General features: G+C 73.0%; 19 protein-coding genes. 5 read left to right on the forward strand and 14 right to left on the reverse strand.

Going from position 1 to position 23,932, the window contains the following annotated elements:
• The first annotated feature begins 17 nt into the window (after positions 1–17).
• Positions 18–449 carry a hypothetical protein gene (locus C6376_RS41980; RefSeq protein ID WP_107448425.1) on the forward strand — a complete coding sequence of 144 codons (432 nt, stop codon included), beginning with the start codon at positions 18–20 and terminating at the stop codon, positions 447–449.
• A 66-nt stretch (positions 450–515) separates the two neighbouring features.
• Here the strand turns inward: C6376_RS41980 and C6376_RS41985 are convergent, their stop codons facing one another.
• Positions 516–2,762 (reverse strand): FUSC family protein, encoded by a 2,247-nt coding sequence (locus C6376_RS41985; RefSeq protein WP_107448426.1) that lies wholly within the window; start codon positions 2,760–2,762, stop codon positions 516–518.
• 28 nt (positions 2,763–2,790) lie between these two features.
• Complete coding sequence (locus tag C6376_RS41990) at positions 2,791–4,167, reverse strand: NAD(P)/FAD-dependent oxidoreductase (protein ID WP_107448427.1); 1,377 nt, start codon at positions 4,165–4,167, stop codon at positions 2,791–2,793.
• A 226-nt stretch (positions 4,168–4,393) separates the two neighbouring features.
• Here C6376_RS41990 and C6376_RS41995 point away from each other — a divergent pair, with 226 nt between their 5' ends.
• Positions 4,394–4,906, forward strand: a complete 513-nt coding sequence (locus tag C6376_RS41995; protein WP_107448428.1) for a MarR family winged helix-turn-helix transcriptional regulator — start codon at positions 4,394–4,396, stop codon at positions 4,904–4,906.
• 9 nt (positions 4,907–4,915) lie between these two features.
• On the opposite strand, the gene C6376_RS42000 is transcribed toward C6376_RS41995, so the two are convergent.
• From C6376_RS42000 to C6376_RS42025, 6 genes are read right to left on the reverse strand one after another with little or no spacing between them, the layout of a single operon-like run.
• Positions 4,916–6,694, reverse strand: a complete 1,779-nt coding sequence (locus tag C6376_RS42000) for a PP2C family protein-serine/threonine phosphatase (protein WP_107448429.1) — start codon at positions 6,692–6,694, stop codon at positions 4,916–4,918.
• Entirely contained in the window at positions 6,691–7,767 is a 1,077-nt protein-coding gene (locus C6376_RS42005) for an ATP-binding SpoIIE family protein phosphatase (protein ID WP_107448430.1), read from the reverse strand. The genes C6376_RS42000 and C6376_RS42005 overlap by 4 nt, the downstream gene beginning before the upstream one ends.
• Positions 7,764–8,216, reverse strand: coding sequence for an anti-sigma regulatory factor (locus C6376_RS42010; RefSeq protein ID WP_107448431.1), 453 nt, complete (start codon positions 8,214–8,216; stop codon positions 7,764–7,766). Before C6376_RS42010 ends, C6376_RS42005 begins: the two co-directional genes overlap by 4 nt.
• Complete coding sequence (locus C6376_RS42015; RefSeq protein WP_107448432.1) at positions 8,213–8,617, reverse strand: STAS domain-containing protein; 405 nt, start codon at positions 8,615–8,617, stop codon at positions 8,213–8,215. Before C6376_RS42015 ends, C6376_RS42010 begins: the two co-directional genes overlap by 4 nt.
• On the reverse strand, positions 8,614–9,522 hold the full coding sequence (locus C6376_RS42020; protein WP_107448433.1) for an STAS domain-containing protein: 909 nt from the start codon (positions 9,520–9,522) through the stop codon (positions 8,614–8,616). The genes C6376_RS42015 and C6376_RS42020 overlap by 4 nt, the downstream gene beginning before the upstream one ends.
• Before the next feature lie 5 nt (positions 9,523–9,527).
• Positions 9,528–10,796: a PP2C family protein-serine/threonine phosphatase gene (locus C6376_RS42025; protein WP_107448434.1), complete on the reverse strand. Its 1,269-nt coding sequence runs from the start codon at positions 10,794–10,796 to the stop codon at positions 9,528–9,530.
• Positions 10,797–10,871: 75 nt separating this feature from the next.
• Here C6376_RS42025 and C6376_RS42030 point away from each other — a divergent pair, with 75 nt between their 5' ends.
• The gene (locus C6376_RS42030; protein WP_173985832.1) at positions 10,872–11,345 is read left to right on the forward strand and encodes a MarR family winged helix-turn-helix transcriptional regulator; all 474 of its coding nucleotides are present in this window, start codon (positions 10,872–10,874) and stop codon (positions 11,343–11,345) included.
• A 186-nt stretch (positions 11,346–11,531) separates the two neighbouring features.
• Here C6376_RS42030 and C6376_RS42035 read toward each other — a convergent pair whose 3' ends face one another.
• From C6376_RS42035 to C6376_RS42050, 4 genes are all read right to left on the reverse strand, one after another.
• A complete protein-coding gene (locus tag C6376_RS42035; RefSeq protein WP_107448436.1) occupies positions 11,532–11,921 on the reverse strand; it encodes an STAS domain-containing protein in 390 nt (129 codons plus the stop codon).
• Positions 11,922–12,142: 221 nt separating this feature from the next.
• Positions 12,143–14,638, reverse strand: a complete 2,496-nt coding sequence (locus C6376_RS42040; RefSeq protein WP_107448437.1) for a SpoIIE family protein phosphatase — start codon at positions 14,636–14,638, stop codon at positions 12,143–12,145.
• A 54-nt stretch (positions 14,639–14,692) separates the two neighbouring features.
• Entirely contained in the window at positions 14,693–18,970 is a 4,278-nt protein-coding gene (locus C6376_RS42045) for a HAMP domain-containing protein (protein ID WP_107448438.1), read from the reverse strand.
• A 317-nt stretch (positions 18,971–19,287) separates the two neighbouring features.
• Positions 19,288–20,169, reverse strand: coding sequence for an RNA polymerase sigma factor SigF (locus C6376_RS42050; protein WP_173985833.1), 882 nt, complete (start codon positions 20,167–20,169; stop codon positions 19,288–19,290).
• A 199-nt stretch (positions 20,170–20,368) separates the two neighbouring features.
• On the opposite strand from C6376_RS42050, the gene C6376_RS42055 reads away from it, so the two are divergent.
• The gene (locus tag C6376_RS42055; protein ID WP_107448439.1) at positions 20,369–20,740 is read left to right on the forward strand and encodes a hypothetical protein; all 372 of its coding nucleotides are present in this window, start codon (positions 20,369–20,371) and stop codon (positions 20,738–20,740) included.
• Positions 20,741–20,811: 71 nt separating this feature from the next.
• A complete protein-coding gene (locus C6376_RS42060) occupies positions 20,812–21,204 on the forward strand; it encodes an ATP-binding protein (protein WP_107448440.1) in 393 nt (130 codons plus the stop codon).
• Between the two features lie 30 nt (positions 21,205–21,234).
• Here C6376_RS42060 and C6376_RS42065 read toward each other — a convergent pair whose 3' ends face one another.
• On the reverse strand, positions 21,235–21,681 hold the full coding sequence (locus C6376_RS42065) for an ATP-binding protein (protein ID WP_107448441.1): 447 nt from the start codon (positions 21,679–21,681) through the stop codon (positions 21,235–21,237).
• A gap of 183 nt (positions 21,682–21,864) precedes the next feature.
• Positions 21,865–23,769: a long-chain fatty acid--CoA ligase gene (locus tag C6376_RS42070; RefSeq protein WP_107448442.1), complete on the reverse strand. Its 1,905-nt coding sequence runs from the start codon at positions 23,767–23,769 to the stop codon at positions 21,865–21,867.
• Positions 23,770–23,932: the final 163 nt, after the last annotated feature.

Here is a 23,932-nt window from a genome sequence, read left to right on the forward strand (position 1 = left end):
CGGGGAACACGGACCAGATGAACGAAGCAGAGTTCCCGCGCGACGGACGGCCCGTGGACATGTATCTCGACCTGCTGCGCGTCCGCATGGACAGCGACGACTACCAGCTCCTGCTGGAGGTCGTCGCCCCGGCGCTGCGCGCCCTCGACGAACAGCGACCCGAAGGCATCGACTTCGCCCTCGACCCGCAGGAGACCCAGGACCTGCCTCAGGAGATCCGCGACGAGGCCGCTCTGGTCATCGCCACCGCGGTCACCGGCCGGCTGGACAACCAGCTGGTGGAGATCCAGGTGGACGGAACCGGCCCGGTCCGGGTGGTCACCGACGCGGTCACCGCGTCCGACCCGTCCCGGCTCGCCGAGATCGCCGGCTGCATACGGCAGCGTCAGAAGGACACCGAGGCTCTGCGGGGCATCGCCGCGGCCAGCGGAATGCCCACCGACTTCTGAGCCCGGCCGGGTCCGCCGCAGCCGGCGGGAGCCCCGGCCGTGTCCGAGCCCGCCCCCGGCCCGCTCTCACTTCGGCGCCGCCACCGGCGCCCCGAGCGGGCGGGCGAGGCCCACCACCGCCTCGTCCAGGCGCTGGAGATGCCGCAGCACCCGGTCGGTCACCCGCCCGTAGCGCGGCGTCCCCGGGACGCCCGGCTTCAGCAGCGCGGCGACGCTCGGCCCGGCCAGCACCTGCGCCGTGCTCCGCCCGTCCGCGACGCGCGCGTCGATCGCCCCGATGTTGTGCAGGATGCGCACACCGGCCCGGCGCAGCCGCGGGTCCGCCGCTATCGACGGATGGGTCGGCAGCAGTTCCGCGGTCGCCGCCAGGGACCGCGCGTGGTAGGCGCAGGTCTCCAGCAGTGCGACGACGTAGCGGGCGGTGTCCCGCCGCGACCGCAGCGGGGTGACCGGGTGGGTCAGGGGCTGGGTGGCGGCCCGCAGATCGGCCAGCGCCTGGTCCAGGCCCCGGGCCTGCTCCAGCAGATCGACCGGGGGAGCGCCGCTCAGCTGTTCCACGGCCGCCTCGGTGACCCCGCTCAGCCGCTCGAGCACGGTCGCCAGCAGTTCGTTGGTCCGCCGGTCCGTGTGCACCGGCAGCACCAGCGCCGCGGCGACGATCCCGCAGGCCGCCCCCAGCGCCGTCTCCTCCACCCGCAGCACCAGCACCGACAGGCTGTAGGTGTGCAGCAACGTGTACAGGACACCGAGCGCGGCGGTCACGAAGAAGGACATCAGTGTGTACGACAGCGGCGCCGTGTAGAACATCGCGAACACGCACAGCAGCACCACCGCGAACGCCGTCCACGTGTGATGGCCCACCAGACCCGCCAACGCGATGCCGGCCACCACGCCGAGCACGGTGCCCAGCAGCCGCCGGTAGCCCTTGACCAGGATCTCCCCGGTGGAGGACGTGTTGATGAACACGATCCAGCAGGTCAGCACCGCCCAGTACCAGCGGTGCGCGGAGAGCAGCTCGCCGCCGAGGATGGCCAGCGAGGACCCGACGGCGACCTGCACGGCGGCCCGGGTGGTCGGCCGCCGCAGCCCGGTGACCTCGGCGGCCGGGGCCTCGTCCTCCTCGGCGCCGCCGATCGCCGCGTCCTCCGCGTCGAGTTCCTCTCGGGAGCGGGCCGTCTCGGGACTGTCGCCTGACTCGTCCTGCGGGCCGTCGAGCGCGATCCGCAGGCCCAGCACCGCACGCGCCGTCTCGCCGACGCCCCGGAAGACGTCCTGCACGGGAGGCGGCGCCGGCGGCAGGTTCTCCTCCTCCCGGTAGCCGAGCAGCCGGTTGCGCACCTGCGACAGCGCGGTGCCCGACCCCGCCTCGACGGGATGCCGCACCAGCAGCCGCAGGGCCCGCAGATCATGGCGGAGGGTGTCGAGAGCCTCGTCCCGCACCGGCAGCCGGGTGGCCTCGGGCAGCGGCGCGCCGGGCAGGTGCAGGGTCAGCGTGTCCGCCCGCTCGGCGCTGCGGGCGGTGAGCAGGAGCAGCCCCAGCCGCTCGGCGGCGATCTCGGCGTCGGCGATCCGGCGCTGGACCATGCGGGCCACCGTCTCGTCGGGCGTGCCCTCCGCCAGCCGGCCCTGGATCATCATGGCCGTCTCGTGCAGCCGGGCGGTGCCCTCGCGCACCTGGCCGAGGGCCTTCTCCGCGTCGTCCGGCCCTGCGTCTAGCAGGTCCAGCTGGGCGTCCAGCAACTGGGCGAGCCGCGCCCGGAACGCCTGCCGCAGCCGTTCCAGAATCCCGGACGGTGTCTGCGGCACGAGCAGGAACCGGACCGCCGCGCTGCACACGAAGGCCACCGCGACGACCCCCAGGTAGCCGGCCAGCAGAGAGGTCCCGACCCCGACGAACAGGGCCATGAAATAGACCTGGAAGGCGATCAGCCCGAGCGCCGTGCCCCGGTCGCCGAAGCGGCGGCCGTAGACGGCGCAGAAGATCAGGGCGATGAAGAAGAAGTCGCCGGCCACCGCCCGGGAGGTGAGCAGCGCCGCCAGCGACACCGAGGCGAGCGCCACGGGCAGTCCCAGCATCAGGGTGACGGCCTGCCGGCCGCGCTGCTTCTCCCGGACGGCGAAGGTGGCGACCATCGAGGCGATGGCTCCCGCCACCAGATGCGAGACGTCCGCGCCCAGCAGGGAGAGCACGGCCAGCGTGAGGGCGATCGCGCCGACCGTCCGCAGCCCCGCCGCCAGACGCAGCAGACCGGGATCGGACGCGGCGAACCGATCCCGCCACCGTGCGCCGAACGACCGTGCCGCAGCCCTCACGCCGTCGTATTCTCCTGTCCTGCGGATGTCAGGCGGTCTCCGGACCGGTCCCCTCGACGCGCGCCCGCACCTGTTCGGGCGTCAGATAGCTGTCGGTGTACTCGAAGTCCTTCAGCTTCGCGGTCCGGCGCGCCTGGAAACCGGTCCGGACGAAATCGTCACCCGCGACCGCGTTCAGCGTCCAGTTGGTCAGGACCCGCGCCTTGGCGACGCCGGTGCGCAGCGCCGACCAGTGGTAGCCGCGCGCCACGGCCTGCGCGGGCAGCCCCCGCAGCTCGATGCCGAGCGGCTTGGAGACGGCGTCGGTGCCGCCGAGGTCGACGACCAGACCGAGGTCCTTGTGCGCGTACGGCCGCATCGGTCGGCCCCGCAGCGTGGCGATGACGTTGTCGGCGACGACCTTGCCCTGCCGCATCGCGTGCTGCGCGGTGGGCGGGCAGAGCGCGCCCTTCTCGCCCTTGGCCCGGTCGGGCACGGCCGCGGCGTCCCCGAGCGCGAACACCCCGTCGCTGCCGGGCAGGTTCATCTCGGCCTCGACCACGAGCCGCCCGCGCTGCGTCTCCGCGCCGAGCGTCGCGATCAGCGGGCTCGCCACGACGCCCGCGGTCCAGATGAGCGTCCGGGTGGGTACCACCCGCCCGTCGGTGAAGGTGACCTCCTCCGGGCCCGCCTTGGCGATCGACACGCCCAGCGAGATGTCGATGCCGCGCTTGCGCAGCACCTCCTGGGCGCTGCGGCCCAGCTTGTCGCCGAGTTCCGGCATCAGCTTCGGGGCGATGTCGATGAGATGCCACTTGATCAGGTTCGGGTCCAGCCGCGGATAGCGTTTGACCGCGTTGTGGGTGAGCAGTTGCAGACAGGCGGCCGTCTCGGTGCCGGCGTAACCGCCGCCGACGACCACGAACTGCAGCCGCGAGGCCCGCTCGGCGGGGTCGTTGCTGGCGTCGGCGAGGTCGAGCTGGGTGATGACGTGGTCGCGGATGTACGCGGCCTCCGCGAGGGTCTTCATCCCGAACGCGTGGTCCGTCAGCCCCGGGATGTCGAAGGTGCGGGTGACGCTGCCGGGAGCCAGCACGATGTAGTCGTACGGCTCGTTCACGATCTCGTCGGTGATGGTCCGGATGACGCAGACCTTCGACGCGAGGTCCACGCCGATGGCGCCGCCCGGGATGATGCGGGTGCGGTACTTCTTGCTGCGGCGCAGCGACACGGCGATCGACTGGGGGGTCAGCACGCCTGAGGCGACCTGTGGCAGCAGCGGCAGATAGAGCTGGTAGGCGAACGGTGTCACCAGGGTGATGTCGGCCTCCGCGGTGGAGAGCTCGCGTTCCAGCCGCCGAACGCACCCCACCCCCGCGAAGCCCGCGCCCACCACCAGGATCCTGGGTCGTGTCACGATGTCCATCCCTTTCTGCGGCTCCAGGCGGTCTGCCCCGACGTCATGCGCGTGCCCCGCCCCGGGCCGTTCGCACCTCATCGATAGCACCGCGCCCGGACCTTTTCCGCCAGTCGGGCGAGGCATGCAGACGAACGTTTCTCCTGAGGTCAGCGTCCTACCCCCGATGGACCTGTGTACGCCCCGGTCCTTCGGGTAGGCCGACGTACATGACAAATCCGGTGGTCCGGCAGCCGTGACAGCGGGGTATGCGGACAGCTCCGACGACGGACGGTGGACGAACCGCGGGAGGCAGGCGCGGCAGGTCGCCGACGCGGTGGAGAGTCTGGTGGCCTGCTGGCTGGCGGCGGCGGAGGAGGCCTCTCCCCGGCTGCCCGCCCGGCAGCTCCATGCCCTGCGGACGGTCCGCGGCCGCCCGGAGATGAACCTGACGGCCCTGGCCGAGCACCTCGGCGTCGGTCTGCCCACCGCGAGCCGCCTCTGCGACCGGCTGGAGGCCGCGGGGCTGCTCGAGCGGGCCGTGCAGCCGCACAACCGGCGTGAGGTGCAGCTCGTGCTGACCACCTACGGCCACCGCGTCCTCGCGGACGTGGCCGAGCGCCGGGTCCGGCGGCTCACCGCGGTGTTCGAGGCCATGACGCCGGCCCAGCGCACCGCTCTGGAGCACGGCCTGTTCGCCTTCCACCAGGCCCGCAGGGCGACGGGCTCGCCGGCGTCCGGTCAGGGGCCCGCCGGTCCGCAGGGCTGACCGCTCCGCTCACGCGCCGCCGCGAGCGTCACCGACCCGGCTGCCGACCCGGCCGGCGGTACGGCCGTCGACCTGGCCGTCCATCCGGGCGCCGACGTGGCTGTCGATGTGGCACAGCAGCAGACAGACATCGTCGTCGCGCTCGGAGTCGCTCAGCATCGGCTCCAGGATGCGTTCGGCCGCGCCGTCCAGGTCCGTGTCCAGCTCCTCGGCACCGAACGCGCCGAGCGCCGCCGCCAGCCGGTCGATCCCCGGGTCGATGCCCTGCGCCCGCCGCTCGACCAGGCCGTCGGTGTAGAGCGCCAGTGTGGAACCGGGTTCCAGCGGCGCCGTGTGGTCGGCGATCTCCTGGTGCAACGGGATGCCGAGCATCGCCCCCGGCCTGGCGTCCAGTGTGCGCACCCGTCCGTCCGGGCCGCGCAGCACGGGCGGCGGATGACCCGCGGCCGCCCACGTCAGCACGGGCTCGCCGGGCCGGAAGCGGGCGATCACGGCGGTCGCGTACAGGTCGGGCTGGAGGCGGTGCAGAAAGGTGTGCAGCCGGGTCAGCAGCTCGCCGGGACTGCCTCCGTCGACGGCGTAGGCGCGCAACGCGGTGCGCAGCTGGCTCATCATCACCGCCGCGTGCAGCCCGTGCCCTGTCACGTCGCCGATGACGGTGATCAGGCTGCCGTCGGGCTGCCGGAACGCGTCGTACCAGTCGCCGCCGATGTTCAGCCCGTACGTGGCGGGCAGATAGCGGGCCGCCAGCCGCAGCCCCGAGGTAGTAGGCAGCTCCGTCAGCAGGGCGCGCTGCAGCGTCTCGGCGATGTCCCGGTTGTGCTCGAAGCGGCGGGCGTTGTCGAGCGCGCCGCCCGCCCGCCGGGTGAGCTCCACGAGCATGACGGCGTCGTCGGGGTTCCAGCGCTCGCCGGGCGGGGTCAGCGTCAGCACGCCCAGCGGCGCCCGGCGCGTCGGCAGGGGCACGCACAGCAGCGGCCGGCCCGGATGGAGCGCCGACGCCGGCAGGTCGTCCACACCGGGCAGACCGCCGGGACGGGCGGCCGCGTACTGGGGCCGGCCGGTGCGGGCCGCGACCACCGCGGCCGCGGGGCGCGGTGCGGACGCCCCCCGCTCGTCCTCGGCGTCGAACAGCCACACGTCGACCGTGCGGGCGTACTCGGGCACCAACAGCTCGGGCAGCCGGCGGACGATCTCCTCGTGGTTGAGGGAGGCCGTGAGCGCGGCGCTGGCGTCGGCGAGGAACGTCAGCCTGCGGCGGGCGTCCTCCGCCTCCCGGCGTGCCGCGCGTTCCGCCGCGAACGCCTCCCGCTGCGCCCGCCCGGCGGCGTCCAGGTCGGCGTGCAGCGCCAGGACGCCCTGGTTGGTCTGGTGCAGTTCCTCCCGGTGGAAGGCGACGAGCTCCTCCTGCCCGGTGAGCCGCTCCAGCACGAGCGCGGTGTCCTCGTCCGCGCCGAGGAGCGCCTCCGCCAAGGCGGTGACGTCGCCCGCCGCCGGATCGGTGACGGGGGCCGGGGCCGGCTCCGGGCAGGGTGCGGCGAACCGCCACGGCGGTTCGCCGCCGGCCGGCGAGGCGGCGACCTCGACGTGCAGCGACCCCCCGGCCGCGGTCAGCTCGAGCCGCCAGCGGCCGCCCTTGGTCAGACACCGGCGCAGCCGCGCGCTGAGCGCGGCCGACAGCCGGATGCGGTCCAGCGGTGGCACGCCGTACGCGGCGGCCAGCCGGGCGACGGCGATACGCGCCCGTGCCGCGTCGTCGACGGCCCCGATCTGCCAGCTGCGCTTCATGAACGGTCCGACGGGTTCGGGGACAGGACGGCCACGGCGGTGTCGTCCCGTACGGGTCGGGCGGAACTGCCGGCGTCGCGCACCGTCACGGCGGCCGTGAGGGCGGGGTCGGCGCACAGCAGACGGGGGTCGGCGGGCGGCGCCCAGCGACTGGGCAGCCCGTCGCTGTGCAGCACGAGCAGCCGGTCCGCGGCCCAGTCGGCCTCCGTCTCCGGCAGGGTGGCGGGCCGGTGCACGCCGACTATGCCCGGCCGGGAGATCAGATGCCGCCAGGAGTCGCCCTCGCGCAGTCGCGCCCCGATGTTGCCGATGCCGGCGAAGCGCAGCCGCCCGGCGCGCAGGTCGAGCCGGGCCACCCCGACCGCCGCGCCCCGTGTGCCGCGCAGCGCGCCGTCCAGGCGGCGCAGCAGCTCGGCCGGCGGGAGGTGGGCGCCGCGCCGCGCCTCCGCCACCGCGGCCGCGGAGGCGCGGGCCGCCTCGGGCCCGTGCCCCAGCCCGTCGGCCATCATCAGCGTCAGCCCGTCGCCGTCCCGTACGCAGGTCCAGGCGTCTCCGGAGCACTCGCCGCCCCCGAAGGGGATGTTGATCCCGCCGGCCCGCACCGCGGCGGGGGAGTGCGGGGACGAGGCACCGGCCGGGCCGCGACGGTCGAAGGAGACCGTCGCGCCGCCGATCCGGGCCAGTGCCACGGTCCCGCGGCCCGGGACGCTGTGCAGGTCGAAGTCGTCCGACAGCCGTCGGCAGGTGCCCAGCCCCGCTCCCAGGGAGCCCGCGGTGGAGAACCCGTCGCCGAGTGCGGCCGGGACGTCGGATATGCCCGGGCCGTGGTCGACGGCGACGATCTGCACCAGCAGGGCTTCGGAGGGCCCGCCCGGCGCGGCGACCGCCTCCACGAGCAACTGCCCGCCCCGCGCGTGCTTGAGCAGGTTGGTCGCCAGCTCGGTGGCGACCAGCGCGGCGTCGGCGGTGCGCGGCCCGTCCAGTCCGGCCAGCGCCGCCGCGTCCTCCGCGGCCACCCGGGCGTCGCGCACCCGCGTCGAGTCGTGCACCGGGACGTCCCACACGCGCGTCATCCGGGTTGCTCCTCACGCGGCCGGGGCGGGCGGACCGCCCAGGAGGTCACCGTGACCGTGGTGCCGGCCCCCGGCGCGCTGTCGATGGCGAAGTCGTGCACCAGCCGGCGCGCGCCGCCGAGTCCCATCCCCAGCCCCTCGCCCGAGGTGAAGCCGTCGCTGAGGGCCTGGTCCAGGTCGGCGATGCCCGGCCCGCCGTCGGTGAAGGTCAGCCGCAGCCCCCGTGCCGCCCGTCCGTCCGACACCTCCCGGGCCTCCACCTCGCCGCCACCGCCGTAGATCAGCGTGTTGCGGGCCAGTTCGCTGGCGGCGGTGACCAGTTTGGTCTGCTCCACCAGCCCGAAGCCGAGCGCCGACGCCGCCTGGCGCACATGCTGCCGTACCCACACGAGGTCCAGGTCCGAACGGATCGGCAGGCGGGCGTCGACGCCCGCGGACGTCTCGCTCACCGAGGCTCCCGGCGAGGGTCGTCCGGCGACGCCGCGAGCAGTTCCATGGCGGCCTCGGTGCTCAGCGCCGTCCGCAGCCCCGGCAGTGTCAGCCCCAGCTCCACCAGCGTGATCGCCACCGCGGGACGCATGCCGGCCACCACGGTCCGCGCGGCCAGCAGCCGGGCGCTCGCCGCGATCTCCGCCAGCACCCGACCCAGGAACGAGTCGACGATCTCCACGCCGGAGATGTCGATGACCACGCCGGTGACCCGGCTGCGGACGATCGACTCGGCGACGTCCTGCTGGAGCTGCTCCGCCGCTCCGTCGTGCAGGTCGCCCTGAAGGGTGATCAGCAGGACGTCGCCGAGCCGCAGCACGGGCACATGGGCGGTGCCCGCGCGGGAGAGGTCGTGGTTCACCGGGTACCCGCACCGCCGGACGGGGCTGACACGATGCCGGCGCCCAGCCGGTCGAGTGCGTACGCCAGGGCGTCGGCGAGGCTCGACCGGGTGACGACGGGCAGGTCCAGGCCGAGGTGCACGATCGTCTGCGCGATGGCGGGCCGGATGCCCGAGACGACACACTCCGCGCCCATCAGCCGCACGGCGGCGACCGTCTTCATCAGGTGCTGCGCGACGAGCGAGTCGACGGTCGGCACCCCGGTGATGTCCAGGATCGCGAACCGCGCCTGCTGGTCGACGACCGACTCCAGCAGCGTCTCCATCACGACCTGGCTGCGCGCGCTGTCGAGCGTCCCGATCAGCGGCACGGCGACGATGCCGTCCCACAGCCGGATGACCGGCGTGGCGACCTCCGTCAGCTGCAGCTGCTGCCGGTCGATGAGGGCCTGGCCCTCGGTCAGCGAGGTCTCCAGGACCACCAGCCGCAGAGTGCCCATCAACGCGGTCAGGGTCGTCGCACACTCCCTGAGGTGCTCGGCGGGCGCCGACGGCAGGTCGGTGACCAGGAGATCCACCACGGGTGTGCGCAGGGCGTCCACCTCGTGGGAGATCTGTGCGTTGCCGAGACCGGCGCGCGCCCGGGCGGCCGCCATCCTGGCCAACTGCTCGCGCACCGGCGTGAATCCGGCGCTGTCGGAGTCCTCCACCCGGCCTGAGGCGGCCACCCGGGCGAGCGCGTCGACGACGCCGCGGCCCGCCTCCACCGCCTCGTCCCGCGAGACCGTGAACACGGCGCGGAACAGGGTCTCGTCGGCCCAGCGCTGGGCGATCTGCTCGCGGCGACGGCCCAGGAACGCCCCCACCTCCGCCACGGGCGCCGCCCGCTCGGCCGGCCGCTCCGCAGCCGTCTGTTCTTCCGGCATCTCTCTCACTCCTCGTCCGCGTCGTGCCGTTGCGGTCCCGGCGGGACACTGCCGTGCGTCCCGCCGGGCGACAGCTGTGAGCCGGGGCGGCCGGACGGCGACGGGGACGGCTGTCCGAACCAGTCGAGACACACGACCAGCGCGTCGTCGTCCGGCTCGGGTCTGCCCCGGTGGCCGGCCAGCGCACGCAGTACCGCGCCCGGCACGTCCGCCGCCGGCAGCAGGGCCGCCGACGCCACCGCCCGGGCGAGCGCGTGCTCGCCGTACGCCTCGCCGCCCGGCGCGACGACCGCGTGCACCCCGTCGCTGACGAAGAGCAGCCGGTCGCCGGGCAGCAGGGTGAGCTCCTGCGCCACGTAGTCGGTCTCCTCGAACATGCCCAGCGGAAGCTGCGCGTCCAGTTCCACCCGGGTCAGTGCCCGGTCGCGCACCAGCAGCAGGTGCGGCGAACCGGCGTCGACGACCTGAACGCGTCCGGTGGACAGCTCGATGTCCACCAGGAGGACCGACAGATGGGCCTCGCCCCCGTAGTGGGCGTGGATCGCCTGGTCCGCCAGGGCCGCCTGGTCCGCGATCGGGACGCCGGCCCGGCGCGCGTTGCGCAGTGCGTTGATGCCGAGGCTGGTCAGCAGTGACGCCTCGATGCCCTCGCCCATCCCGTCGGTGACGCACACCGTCAGACGGTCGTCGTCGGCCGCCCAGTCGAAGTTGTCGCCGAACACGGCGTAGGCGGGCTGCAGTTGGGCGCCCAGGGCGTACTCGTCCCGGGCACAGGACCGGGCCGGGAGCAACTGCCACTGGATCTCGGCCGCCAGCGTCAGCCGGTCCTTGCGGCGCGCACGCCGGTACGCGTCGGTGTCGCGCTCGGCGACGACGATCTCGTGCCCCAGCAGCTGCGCCACCTCGGCGAGCTCGGTGAGCCGTTCCCGGGCCTGTGCCCCCGGCAGCGTGACCGACAGGACGCCCAGCCGGTCGCCGCGCACGGTCACGGGCAGGTGCGCGAGGACGAGTCCGTCGCCGAGTTCCTCGACATGCGGTTCCTGGGCGCCGAAGGCGCGGCCGGGCGCGCTGCCGTGCACGGCGGCCGGCGCCGGGCCGCCCGTGCCCCGCGCGCCGCCGAGCACGGGCAGCAGCACCGTCAGTCCGTAGTCGGCCAGCCGGAGTTCGACCGCTTCCGCCGCGTAGTGTCCGCGCAGCACCTCGCACAGCGCGTCGGGCAACCGGTGCGGTGCCGCGGAGCGCAGGGCGCGTCCCGCGGCGACGAGTCTGTTCACGCGGCCGGTCCCGTCGTCGCCCCGCGTCGGGTGCGGGCTGACAGTCGCCCCGATCCCTGCGAGAGTGTCACCGTGATGTCCTCCTCCTCGCGTCCGCAGCCCCAACAGGTGGCGCGTGTGACCTCACAGGCGTCCGAGCTGCTGGAAGTCCTGTGGGGTCGTGCCTCCACGGCGCCGGTCTCCGCGTCCCAGCTGCGCGTGCTGTTCATCCTGGAGCACCAGGAAGGAATCAACCTGCGCACGCTCGCCGACTCCCTCGGGTCCACTCCACCGTCCACCAGTCGCCTGTGCGACCGGCTGCAGGCCGTCGGGTTCGTGGAACGCCGGACCGCCGCCGGCAGCCGCCGGGAGCTGGAGCTGTGCCTGAGCCGTCGCGGGCGCGCCTTCCTCGCCGACCTCAGGTCACGCCGGGAGGCGGCGCTGGAGGGCGTGCTGGAACAGATGCCGGCGGTGCAGCGCACCGCGCTGCTGAGGGGGCTGGAGGCGTTCTGCGCGGCCGCGGCCTCGCAGATCCACGACTCCGACGCCGCTGACGCCCGTACCGCCTGACGGTGTCCCCGCGTGCTCGGGTTCGCCCACAGGCACATCGGTGATCATCCCTCCCGCATCTGTCCCGCTCACTCTGTTGCCTCGCGAGGACAGTTGTCAAATGACAACTGTCGGGCGGCAGTCGTCCGCACCTGCGCTTTTCCCGAGTCGCCCCCCGGGCCGGGCCCGGCCTGCGGACGACGGCCGTCAGTCGCCCGGGGCTCCTGGCGCCTGCTGACGGTCGATGAGCCCCAGGGCGTCGTCCGCCTTCTCCGATATGGGCACCGTGATACTGACCCCGGTCAGCTCCAGCACGCGGCGCACGGCCGGCCTCGGATTGATCACGTGCACGCTGCCCGGCAGGTTCCGGGCCTCCTGGTAGACCCGCAGGATGATGTTCATCCCGGACGAGTCCATGAACGGGACCTCGGAGAGGTCGATGAGGAAGTGCCGCCGTCCGTGATGGAGCTGGTTGGCCAGATGCGCCTGGAACTCGGTCGCGGTGTCGAGATCCAGATGGCCCTCGACCGACACCAGGGCGACGTCCTCACGAGGCAGCGTGACCTCGACGGACAGGGGGTTCTGGGCGATGGACACGTGTTCCTCCGAAAGCTGGGGGTCGGGGGCGTCTACCCCGGCGGGCGACTTCGATGCGCCGGGGCGGCGGGCCGGTGCGGGCGGGCGCACGGGAATGTTCCCCATCGTCCTGTCCTGCCCCTTTCCACCTGCGGATCCCCGGCCTGTCGGTGCGCACAGCCGGATACCCCCGAACCCCGACCTCATGCATCCGCCCCCGCACACCCGTCACGGCGGGCGCCCTACCGCAGGCGGATGCCCACGATGCAGGTGTCGTCGTCCGTGTCGGACCTGCTGTAGGTGAGCAGCCGGTCCAGCTGCTGGTCGAGCGTCGGGGGCACCGTGCGGGCCTGGACCAGCAGCTGCGTCAGCGACTCCTCCACGGACCGGTCACGCCGTTCGATGAGGCCGTCGGTGTACATCAGCAGGGTGTCGTCCGCGGCCAACTGGACCTCCTCCTCCTCGTACACCGTCTCCGGCAGGGCGCCCAGCAGCATCCCCCTCAGCAGGGGAAGCGGCGCCGCCTGGGCGTCCCGCACCAGCACCGGCGGCAGGTGACCCGCCCGGGCCCAGCGCAGGGTGTGCCGGGCGGGGTCGTACAGGCCGCACACCGCCGTGGCCGTGATCGAACCCGTCAGATGGTGGGCGACGATGTTCAGCCACGACAGCAGCTGCCCCGGCCCCGCCCCGGTCACCGCCAGTCCACGCAGCGCGTTGCGCAGCACCACCATGCTGGTGGCCGCCTCGATGCCGTGCCCGGCCACGTCGCCCACGCACAGCATCACCAGGCCGGAGGGCAGCACGACGGCGTCGTACCAGTCGCCGCCCACCAGGTGCTCCTCCTCGGCCGGCCGGTAGCGCACGGCCACCTGCAGGCCGGGAGCCTCCAGCGGGGCCCGGGTGGGCGGCATGATGGCGTGCTGGAGCTGGAGGGCCAGCCGGCTGCGCTCGCTGGCGTGCTGCTCGGTCTGCGCCAGCTGGTCGCGGGTGGCGGCCAGCGCCACCTCCGTCCAGTGCTGCGACGAGATGTCCTGGTAGGCCCCGCGCACGGCGACCAGCCGCTCGTCGGTGTCCAGCACCGGCTCGGCGACGATCCGCATGTGCCGGGTCACCCCGTCCGGCCGTTGCAGCCGAAAGGCGGCGGAAGCCGGACGGCGGCGGTGCAGCAGCGTGCGCAGCAGCCGGCCGACGATCACCGCGTCGTCGGGGTGCGTGTGCGCCGACAGCTCCTCCAGGCGTACCGGAGGGCTCGACAGGGGCCGTCCGTACAGGGCGAACAGCTGCCCGTTCCAGGTGGTCTCGCCGGTGAGCAGGTCCTCCTCGAAACCGCCGATGCGGCCGAGGCGCTGGGCGTTCTGCAACAGGCTCGCCAGCCGCGCCGCCTCGTCCTCGATCCGCCAGATCAGCAGCACGCACGCGCCGTGCCGGCTGATGCTGAGGTCCGCGACGGCCGCCAGCGGCACCTCGCCGACCAGCGCGGTCAGACTCATCCGGCGGGCCCGGAACGGCTCGCCCGTGGCGTGCACGCGCTCGATGCGCTGGAAGAGGTCACCGCCGCCGGCGGCCATCGGATAGGCCTCCAGCAGCAGCGCGCCGTTGATCACGGCCCGGGGCCGCCCCGCCGGGTCGAGGAAGCGGTCGTTGACGTGCTGGATGCGGAAGTCGAGGAGCTTGCCCCCGGCGTCGACGTGCGGCACCAGGACCAGGGCGGGGTCGTGAAGGCCGTCCGTCAGGTCCATCAGCTCCGAGGCGTCCGGCAGCACGACCGGCTGCCGGCCGGGCCCGCCCACGTGCACGTACGACTGGAGTGTGTGCGCACACAGCTCCGCCAGCGCCTCCACCTGGCGCATCACCTGGGGCGGCTGCGGGGGCAGCGGTGCCGGCCAGGCGATCTCCAGAATCCCGTGGACCCGCCCGGCGGTCGCGGCGGGCACCGCGACCCGCCCGCCGCCCGGGTGCAGCTGACGCCCCACGGTGGGCAGCCCGGTCCCGCCGAGCGACCCGATCCACTGGGCCGACCCCCCGGCGAGCGCGTGCCGTGCCACGGTCGCCACGTCCGGCGGCACGTACCGCCAGCGTTCGGCCTCGCCGGGGGAGAACCCGGCACTGCCCGCCAGCGTCAGCGAACCGTCGGAACCCACCGCCCAGATCGCCACCGCCACCGCGCCCAGCGGCTCCAGCGCGTGCTGGAGCAGGGAGTCGGCGACCGCCTGGGTGTCGTGCGCCGCCGCCAGCGCGCCGCTCTCGGCGGCCCGCAGCCGCACGGCTGCCGACCGCTCCGCGGCGTCCTCCGTCCCCGTGACGGCGGCCAGGAAGGCCTCGGTGACCTCGGACACCCGGTCCCTGGCCGCCTGGTTGATGACGTCCACCGCGAACTCCAGCGGAGTCGTCCCGGCCTGCTCGGCGAGATCGGACAACTGCTGCGCCGCCTCGGCCGGTCCGCAGCCGAGGCGCTCCACGAGGATGCCCTTGGCGAGTTCGACCAGGGCCCGCCCGTCCGCCTCGGCCTGAGCCGCGCGCACCTCCCGGCGCAGCCGGTCCACGGTCGCGGCGAGGCGGCCCACCGGAGAGGACGAGGACGCGGCGCCCTCCGCCGGCGCGTCCGCCTCCGGCGGGCTCGCGTCGTCGTCGGACCAGAGCCGGTTCCCGGCCTGCGGGGCGGGGCCCCCCGGCGCTGCGGCCGTCACGGGCAGGGACCGGGCTTCGCCGGGTTCTGTCGGCTGGGCGGGAATGGTCACGGTGTACGTACTCCTCGGCTGGGAACGCCTGGGCGCGGGTGGGGCAGGACGTCCTCAGACGGTCAGCCAGCGTCGGACGCAGGCCATGAGGTCATGAGTGTCGACGGGCTTGGTGACGTAGTCGCTGGCCCCCGAGGCGAGGCTCTTCTCCCGGTCTCCCGGCATCGCCTTGGCGGTCACCGCCACGATCGGCAGCTCGGCGTACTCGGGCATGCGGCGGATCTCGGCCGTGGCCGTGTACCCGTCCATCTCCGGCATCATCACGTCCATCAGTACCAGCGCGATCTCCGGGTTGTTGCGCAGCGTGTCGATCCCCTCGCGGCCGTTCTCCGCGTGCAGCACCCGGACGCCGTGCAGCTCCAGGATCCCGCTGAGCGCGAACAGGTTGCGCGCGTCGTCGTCGACGACGAGGACCGTGCGGCCCACCACGGCGTCGTCGACCGGCGGCGGCCCCTCGGGCTGCGGGTCGTCCGGGCGGACCAGGGCCAGCACGTCCCCCGGCTGCTCGGCGGAGAGATGCAGGGTGATCCGCTCGCGCAGCTCGTCCAGGCTGGACAGGAACTCCATCGGCTTGCCCGCCGCACGGGACTGCAGGCTCCGCTCCTGGGCGAGGTCCGCGCGGTGCCCGCTGTGCACGAGCACCGGCACACCGGTCAGCGCCGAATCGTCGTGCAGCGCCTCCAGGAACCGGGATGCCTCCGCGTCGGGCATGCCCAGTTCCAGGACGACGCAGTGGCAGGGCTCCGCCGCCAGCGCGCCCGCCGCCTCGTGCGCCCCGACCGCGGTGACGATGTCCACCGGGGCCGCCGACGTGCCGTCCTCCCTGCCGCGCGCCATGTCCGCGACGACGGACTCGGCCACCAGGGTCAGCAGACCGCGGGGCCGCTCCTCCACCACCAGCAGCCGGCGCGGACGCCGACCGGGAGGACCGAGCGCCACCGGCACGCCCGGGGCGCCGACCGGGATCGCCGCGGGCGGCTCGCCGAGGCCCCGCTCCACCGGCCGGCCGCCGTCGATGACCTCCTTGAAGTCCCTTCGCGCCACCGGCAGATAGAGCGTGAACGTGCTGCCGCGCCCCGGGGTGCTGTCGACCGTGACCGCGCCGCCGAGCAGATGGGCGATCTCCCGGGTGATGGACAGACCCAGGCCCGTGCCGCCGTACTTGCGGCTGGTGGTGCCGTCCGCCTGCTGGAAGGCGCCGAAGATGGTCTCCAGCTGCTGCTCCGGGATGCCGATGCCGGTGTCCTTCACCCGGAACGCCACCACCGTGCCGCCGCGCACCACCCCGCCCGGCACCTCCTCGTCGGAAGCCGGCTCGATGCGCAGTTCCACACCGCCCTGCTCGGTGAACTTCACCGCGTTGGACAGCAGGTTGCGCAGCACCTGCCGCAGCCGTGAGTCGTCGGTGAGCAGGTCGGCGGGGGCGCCGGCGGCCGTGTCGATGGTGAACTCGAGGCTCTTCTGCGACGTCATCGGCCGGAACGTGGCCTCGACGTACTCGATGAGCTGCCGCAGCGAGACCCGCTCCGGCGAGACGTCCATCTTGCCGGCCTCGACCTTCGACAGGTCCAGGATGTCGTTGATCAGCTGCAGCAGGTCGGAGCCGGCCGAGTGGATGATGCCCGCGTACTCGACCTGCTTGGGGGTGAGGTTGCGCGAGGGGTTCTGTGCCAGCAACTGGGCCAGGATCAGAAGGCTGTTGAGCGGGGTGCGCAGCTCGTGGCTCATGTTGGCCAGGAACTCCGACTTGTACTTCGAGGCCAGGGACAGCTGTTGCGCCCGCGCCTCGAGTTCCTGCCGGGCCTGCTCGATCTGCAGGTTCTTCGCCTCGATGTCGCGGTTCTGCGCCACCAGCAGGGAGGCCTTCTCCTCCAGCTCGGCGTTGGAGTGCTGAAGTTCCTCCTGCTGCGACTGCAACTCGGCCGAGCGGGCCTGCAGTTCGGCGGTGAGCCGCTGCGACTCGTCGAGCAGCTCGTCGGTGCGGGCGTTCGCCACGATGGTGTTGACGTTGACGCCGATGGTCACCCGCAGCTGCTCCAGGAAGTCCACGTGCGTCTGCGTGAAGGCGGTGACCGACGCCAGCTCGATGACGCCGAGCACCTGCCCCTCGAAGACGATGGGCAGCAGGAGCAGGGCGCTGGGCTCCACCTCGCCGAGGCCCGAGGAGACCGTGACGTAGCCGGGCGGCAGCTCGTCGACGGTGATCGTGCGGCGGCTGCGGGCGGCCTGCCCCACCAGGGAGCGGCCGAAGGGAATGCGGGTGGGACGGGTGTCGTCGGCGGGGTAGCCGTAGGCGCCCACGAGCCGCAGCTCGGGCCCTTCGGGGCCGTCCTCGGCGAGGTGGAAGGCGCCGAACTGGGCGGACACCAGCGGCACCAGCTCGTCCATGATCAGCTCGGCGACCACGGGCAGGTCGCGGTGACCCTGCATCAGGCCCGAGATGCGCGCCAGGTTGGTCTTGAGCCAGTCCTGCTCCTGGTTGGCCCGGGTGGTCTCGCGCAGGGACTCCACCATCGAGTTGATGTTGTCCTTGAGGTCGGCCACCTCGCCGGAGGCCACCACGGTGATCGACCGGGTGAGATCGCCCTCGGCGACGGCGCTGGTGACCTCGGCGATCGCGCGGACCTGCCGGGTCAGGTTCCCGGCCAGCTCGTTGACGTTCTCCGTGAGGCGCTTCCAGGTGCCCGAGACGCCCTCCACCTCGGCCTGGCCGCCGAGGCGTCCTTCGGTGCCGACCTCGCGGGCGACGCGGGTGACCTCGTCGGCGAACGCGGAGAGCTGGTCGACCATCGTGTTGATGGTCGTCTTGAGCTCGAGGATCTCGCCGCGGGCGTCGACGTCGATCTTCTTCGAAAGGTCTCCGCGGGCCACGGCGGTGGTCACCAGCGCGATGTTGCGGACCTGGCCGGTGAGGTTGTTGGCCATCGAGTTGACGTTGTCGGTCAGGTCCTTCCAGGTGCCGGCCACGTTCGGCACCTGCGCCTGGCCGCCGAGGCGTCCCTCGGTGCCGACCTCGCGGGCGACGCGGGTCACCTCGTCGGCGAACGCGGACAGTGTGTCGACCATGGTGTTGATGACGTCCGCGAGGGCCGCGACCTCGCCCTTGGCCTCGACGGTGATCTTCTGCGACAGGTCGCCGCGGGCCACGGCGGTGGCGACCTGGGCGATGGAGCGCACCTGACCCGTCAGGTTCGACGCCATGACGTTGACGTTGTCGGTGAGGTCCTTCCAGGTGCCGGACACCCCGCGGACCGTCGCCTGCCCGCCCAGGTTGCCCGCCGTGCCGACCTCGCGGGCGACGCGGGTGACCTCGTCGGCGAACGCGGAGAGCTGGTCGACCATGGTGTTGATGGTGTTCTTGAGTTCGAGGATCTCGCCGCGGGCGTCGACGGTGATCTTCTGGGAGAGGTCGCCCTTGGCCACCGCGGTCGCCACCTGGGCGACGTTGCGGACCTGGTTGGTGAGGTTTCCCGCCATGAAGTTGACCGAGTCGGTGAGGTCCCGCCAGGTGCCCTTGACCTCCTTGACGTCGGCCTGCCCGCCGAGGCGTCCCTCGGTGCCGACCTCGCGGGCGACGCGGGTGACCTCGTCGGCGAACGCGGAGAGCTGGTCGACCATGGTGTTGATGGTGTTCTTGAGTTCGAGGATCTCGCCGCGGGCGTCGACGGTGATCTTCTGGGAGAGGTCGCCCTTGGCCACCGCCGTCGTCACCTGGGCGACGTTGCGGACCTGGTTGGTGAGGTTTCCCGCCATGAAGTTGACCGAATCGGTGAGGTCCCGCCACACCCCGGCGACCCCGGGCACCTGCGCCTGGCCGCCGAGGCGTCCTTCGGTGCCGACCTCGCGGGCGACGCGGGTGACCTCGTCGGCGAACGCGGAGAGCTGGTCGACCATCGTGTTGACGGTCTCCTTCAGCTGCAGGATCTCGCCGCGGGCCGGCACGTCGATCTTCTGGGAGAGGTCGCCCTTCGCGACCGCGGTCGCCACCTGGGCGATGTCCCGCACCTGGGTGGTGAGGTTGCCCGCCATGGCGTTGACGGAGTCCGTCAGATCGGCCCACGTCCCGGACACCCCGGGGACCTCCGCCTGACCGCCCAGGGTGCCCTCGGTGCCCACCTCACGGGCCACCCGGGTCACCTCCGAGGTGAAGACCGACAGCTGGTCGACCATGCCGTTGAAGACGGTGGCGATGTCGCCCATGAGACCGTCGCCGTCGGTGGGCAACCGGGTGCCGAAGTCCCCGTCCCGTACGGCCGTCAGGCCGGCCAGGAGCTGGCGAAGCTCGTGGTCGCCGGGAACCGTGTCCGACGACTCGGTCGCGTTGCTGGTCATGCGTACCCTCGTTCCGCTCCCCAGGAGCCCCCGGGCGGGGACTCGGAACCGGGCCGCCCCGGTGGACGGCCCCGCATGTCGCGCCTGTGTTTCCGCAGTTCACGGAAGTGTGCGATGAGAGAAATCCGCCGCAGGCTAACCCACGGAAGCGGGCGGAAACAAAGCCTCATGTCACGTCGTGCACACAGGAAATCCCGAAGGCGCACACGATGCATACACGGCCGGAAGACGGGTACCCGACACAGTTTCACCCGGGACGGCGACCCTGCCGTCCCGGGTGATCCCGGTGTGCCGGACCCGGCTCCTCCGGGCCCGCCTCAGGCCACCTCGGCCCCCAGCAGCCCGGTCCGCAGCCTGTGCACCATGCGGCTGATCAACCGCGACACGTGCATCTGCGAGATACCGAGTTCCCGGCCGATCTCCGCCTGTGTGCGCTCCTCGACGAACCGCAGATGGATGATCCGCCGTTTCCGGTCGTCCAGCTCCGCGATGAGCGGGGCCAGCGAGTGGAAGTCCTCCACCAGTTCCAGGGCCGGCTCCTCCGCGCCGATGAAGTCGGCCAGCACCGACTCGCCGTCCACGCCGCCGTCGAAGGTCAGGGCCGCGTCCAGGGAGGCGGACGTGTAGCAGTTGGAGGCCTTTCGCGCCTCGACGACCTCCTCCTCGGACAGCGACATCAGCTGCGACAGCTCACGCGTGGTGGGCATGCGGCCCAGCCTCGTCTGCAACTCCTCGGTGGCCTTCGCCAGTTCGACCCGGGCCTCCTGGAGGCGGCGGGGCACGTGCACCGCCCAGCTCGTGTCGCGGAAGAAGCGCTTGATCTCACCGACGATGTACGGGACGGCGAACGAGGTGAACTCGACCTCACGGGTCAGCTCGAACCGGTCGATGGCCTTGATCAGTCCGATCGTGCCGACCTGGACGATGTCCTCCATCGCGTCGCCCCGGCCGCGGAAGCGGGAGGCCGCGTACCGCACGAGCGACAGGTTCATCTCGATCAGGGTGTTGCGCACGTATTGGTACTCGTGGGTGCCTTCCGCCACGACGGCCAGCCGGTCGAAGAAGCGGCGGGAGAGCTCCCGCGCGTCCCGGGGGCTCACCTGGGTCGGCATGTCGATGAACGGAACCCCCTCGCGCGCTTCGTCCGCGCCCGCACGCTCCGCCGTGGCCGTCGCTGCCTGTGCCGTCACGGCGTCCATGCCGTTCACTCCGTTCGTCGGGGCCGTCGATGACGGAGTGCGTCTGCCCCCGATCCGGCCGCGTATGCCGAGACGTTCCGCGCAGTCGCCCGGGCGGCCGACGCAGTCCGCCGCCACGGTCCCCAACCGGTCGCCGGGCCGCCGAATGCGGCCGCGGCGGCAGGGTAGCCGCTGCTCGGGAACGCGAGAAGGGAGCAGTGTGACCATCGACGCAATCTGGTCGTACCCGCCGGGCAGCGGGCATGCCGAGGGACAGGACCTGACCGGCTACGCCGTCACGACGGCCGACGGCACGCTCGGGCACGTGGAACGGGAGGCGGACCCGCAGGGCATGCGGCACCTGGTCGTCGACACGGGAATATGGCTGTTCGGCAGGAGCGCCGTGGTCCCGGTCGGCGTGGTGAGCGGGGTCGACACGGAGGCCGGCCAGGTCTCCCTGGCCTGCACCGGGGACGAGGTCAAGGAGGCGCCCCGCTTCCACACCGACAGCGAGACGACCGACCCCCGTTACCTCGCCGCCGTGGGCGACCACTACCGGAGGCAGGTCCCACGGGGAACGACGACGGCGTGAGGGAGGACGAACTCGCGCCCGCACGGCCGACGTTCCCCAACGCGCCAGCGCCTGCGCCAGCGCCTGCGCCGGTGGCGACCGCTGCCGCCGCCCGGGCCCACGCCCGGACGGTGGTGGAGGCCGACTGGGACCCGGTGACGTGCCCGGCGCACGAGACGGACGTGATCGACCTGCTGCTGGTCGTCTCCGAGCTGGTGACCAACGCCCTGCGGCACGGCGGCGGACTCGCCGGCTTCGAGGCCGTGTCCGGCGCCGACGGGATCCGGATGACGGTACGGGACCACAGTGACGAGGTTCCGCCCGGTGTGTGCGGGCCCGCCCCGCCGGCCGGCGGGGCCACCGGCGGCTACGGCTGGCCGCTGGTGCTGCGTCTGGCCCGGGAGGTCGACATCGAGAAGGAGCCGGCGGGCGGCAAGGCGATCAGGGTGTTCGTACCGATCCGCACGGCCGGCGAGTCGCTCTGACCGCGGGCGGGACCCCCAGGGACGGCGGCCTCACCAGGGCAGGAAGACGTGGACGTCCTTGCCCTCACCCCGGCCCGCCTCGTTCGGCACCACGCTGACCTGACTGCAGAGCGTGTCCACCAGGTACCAGCCGATGCCCCCGCCGCCGGTGTCGGGATGAAAGGGCCGCGGGGTCGGCGGCGTGCTGTTGGTGTCGTGCACCGTGACGTGCACCCCGTCGAAGGTGCGCCGCAGGTGCACCTCGAAGGGACCCGGCGCGTACTGGACCGCGTTGGCCGCCAGTTCCGTGACGATCAGCACGATGTCGTGCCAGCACTCCGACGCCATGGGCGGCGAGGCCCGCGCCAGCTCCCGGAGGAACTCCTCCGTGGCCAGACGCGCACCCGTCACGTCCTGCGGTTCACCCGTGAAGCGGACCGTACGGCCCGGAATCGCCCAGGAGGACAATGCGTCATTACCCCGCGGTTCGGCTGCCATGTCGTCAGTGCGGCCCCGAGCGTCCGGGGGCCGTCGTCCTTTCTCGTACGGCTCTCTGGCGTCGCCCTCTCTGGGTTCCCGAGGACTCACAGGCTACGCGTCCGGTTTCCGGTGGCATACGGCCCCGCAACGGTGACGAGCGGCGCGGCCCTTCGGCCGCGCGGTGCGGCCGCGCGGCCCGGCTCACCGGAAGACGTCGTCCGCGTCGTCCCAGCTCAGGACCTCCTCCTGCGGGCTCTGCCGGGGCAGCCGGGCCCGCGCCTGGTACATCGCCTCGATCTCCGCCGCGTAGTGCGCGACGATCGAGTCACGGCGCAGTTTCATCGAGGGCGTCAGTAGCCCGTTGGCCTGGTCGAACGGCTGCGGCAGGATACGGAACGCCCGGATCGACTCCGAGCGCGACACCGAGCTGTTGGCGGCGGCCACGGCCCGCCCGATCTCCTCGCGCAGGGCGTTCTCCTCGCGCGCCTCCCGGCTCTGCGGGTCGCCGTGCAGCGTCAGACTTCCCCGCCAGTGCGCCAGGAAATCCGGGTCCAGCGTGATCAGCGCGCCCACGCACGGCCGGTTGTCGCCCACCACCACCGCCTGGTGGACCAGCGGATGCATGCGCAGCCGCTGCTCAAGCGCCGTCGGCGCCACGCTCTTGCCGCTGCTGGTGATGATGACGTCCTTCTTGCGGCCGGTGATCGTGAGGTAGCCGTCGGAGTCCAGGAAGCCGAGGTCGCCGGTGGCCAGCCAGCCGCCCGCCAGGGCCGCCCGCGTCGCGGCGTCGTCGTTGACGTACCCCTGGAACACCGACGGGCCGCGCACCAGGATCTCCCCGTCGTTCGCCACCCGGACGTCCACGCCCGGCAGGGGCTGTCCCACCGTGCCCGACTTCTCCCGGCCGAGCGGCTGCATGGTGATCCCGCCGGCGGTCTCCGTCAGGCCGTACCCGTCGTGCACGTAGATGCCGATGCCCTCGTAGAACAGCGAGAGGTCCCGGTGCAGCGGGGAGCCGCCCGACGTGGCGCGGTGGACCCGGCCGCCGAGCGCGGCCCGGAGTCTGCGGTACACCGTCCGTTCGAACAGGGCGTGCTGGAGTCGCAGGTCGAGGCCGGGCCCGGAGCCGCGGCCCAGCCGCTGCCGTTCGACGGCGGCCGCGAAGTCGCGGGCCGTCTTCGCCGCCCGCTCGAACAGAGCGCCGCGCCCCGCTTCCTGGGCCGCCCGCAGGAAGTTCTTGTAGATCTTCTCGAACACCGAGGGAACGGCGTACAGATACGTCGGGCGGAAGGTGCGCAGCGACTCCGCGAGCGCTTCCGCGCCTATGTCGGGCTGGTGGCCCATCACGATGCCGCCGCGCAGACACAGCCCCTGGATCATCAGCCCGTACACGTGGGAGAACGGCAGGAAGGCCAGCACGCTGGCCGGCCGGCCGGCGGGCGCGGCCGTGTGCCCCCAGCCGGCCAGCAGGGTGTCGCAGGGGCTGGCCAGGCTGCGATGACTCAGCGCGCAGCCCAGTGCCCGGCCCGAGGTGCCGGAGGTGTAGGCGATCACCGCGGTCGAGTCGGGCAGCACGATCCTGCGCAGTGAGTCGACCGTGGTGATGGACACCGGTTCGCCGCGCCGGGTGAGCTCCTCGAGGGCTCCGGCGTCCAACTGCCACACGTGCCGCAGCGCCGGCAGGGCCGCGCACACCGATCCCACGGTCATCACGCTCTGTTCGTCCTCGACGACCACGCCGACGCAGTCGGCGTCCCGCAGGATCCACTCGACCTGCTCACGCGAGGACGTCGGATAGACGGGGACGACCTCGGCGCCCACCACCCACAGGGCGTGGCACAGCACGGTCCACTCGTACCGGGTACGCGCCATGATCGCGACGCGGTGTCCGGGGGAGATGCCGGAGGCCACGAACCCCTTGGCCAGATCGACCACCTCGTCCCGCAGTTCGACGGCGGTCACCTCCTCCCAGGCGCCGGAGGCGGCGTCCGTACGGCGGGAGAGCACCGCTAGGGCAGGGGTACGGGCGGCGGTGTCGAAGACGGTGTCGGCGAGGCCCCCGGTCAGGGGCGGGGCGGCTGGGGGAGCGAGAGCGAAGTCGCGCATGCGCTGCTCCTGACGTGTACGGACTGTGACTCCGCCGACGGGAACCGTTATCGACGGTGGTCGAATCTAGCCCAGGTGAGACCGCTTGTGGCCTGGAACGAATAAGTAATCCGCGTTGATGATCTCGCCCGCCCGGTGCGCGGACCGTCCGCCCGCACCGCCG

This window comes from Streptomyces sp. P3 (genome assembly GCF_003032475.1).
In the GTDB taxonomy this organism is placed as follows: Bacteria; Actinomycetota; Actinomycetes; order Streptomycetales; family Streptomycetaceae; genus Streptomyces.

Coding starts and splice junctions, on each gene's coding strand:
- C6376_RS42065 (WP_107448441.1), bottom strand. CDS start 21,681: ATGGCAGCCGAACCGCGGGGTAATGACGCATTGTCCTCCTGGGCGATT.
- C6376_RS42005 (WP_107448430.1), bottom strand. CDS start 7,767: ATGACGCGCGTGTGGGACGTCCCGGTGCACGACTCGACGCGGGTGCGC.
- C6376_RS42070 (WP_107448442.1), bottom strand. CDS start 23,769: ATGCGCGACTTCGCTCTCGCTCCCCCAGCCGCCCCGCCCCTGACCGGG.
- C6376_RS42030 (WP_173985832.1), top strand. CDS start 10,872: ATGTCCTCCTCCTCGCGTCCGCAGCCCCAACAGGTGGCGCGTGTGACC.
- C6376_RS41980 (WP_107448425.1), top strand. CDS start 18: ATGAACGAAGCAGAGTTCCCGCGCGACGGACGGCCCGTGGACATGTAT.
- C6376_RS41990 (WP_107448427.1), bottom strand. CDS start 4,167: ATGGACATCGTGACACGACCCAGGATCCTGGTGGTGGGCGCGGGCTTC.
- C6376_RS42045 (WP_107448438.1), bottom strand. CDS start 18,970: ATGACCAGCAACGCGACCGAGTCGTCGGACACGGTTCCCGGCGACCAC.
- C6376_RS42000 (WP_107448429.1), bottom strand. CDS start 6,694: ATGAAGCGCAGCTGGCAGATCGGGGCCGTCGACGACGCGGCACGGGCG.
- C6376_RS42050 (WP_173985833.1), bottom strand. CDS start 20,169: ATGGACGCCGTGACGGCACAGGCAGCGACGGCCACGGCGGAGCGTGCG.
- C6376_RS42020 (WP_107448433.1), bottom strand. CDS start 9,522: ATGCCGGAAGAACAGACGGCTGCGGAGCGGCCGGCCGAGCGGGCGGCG.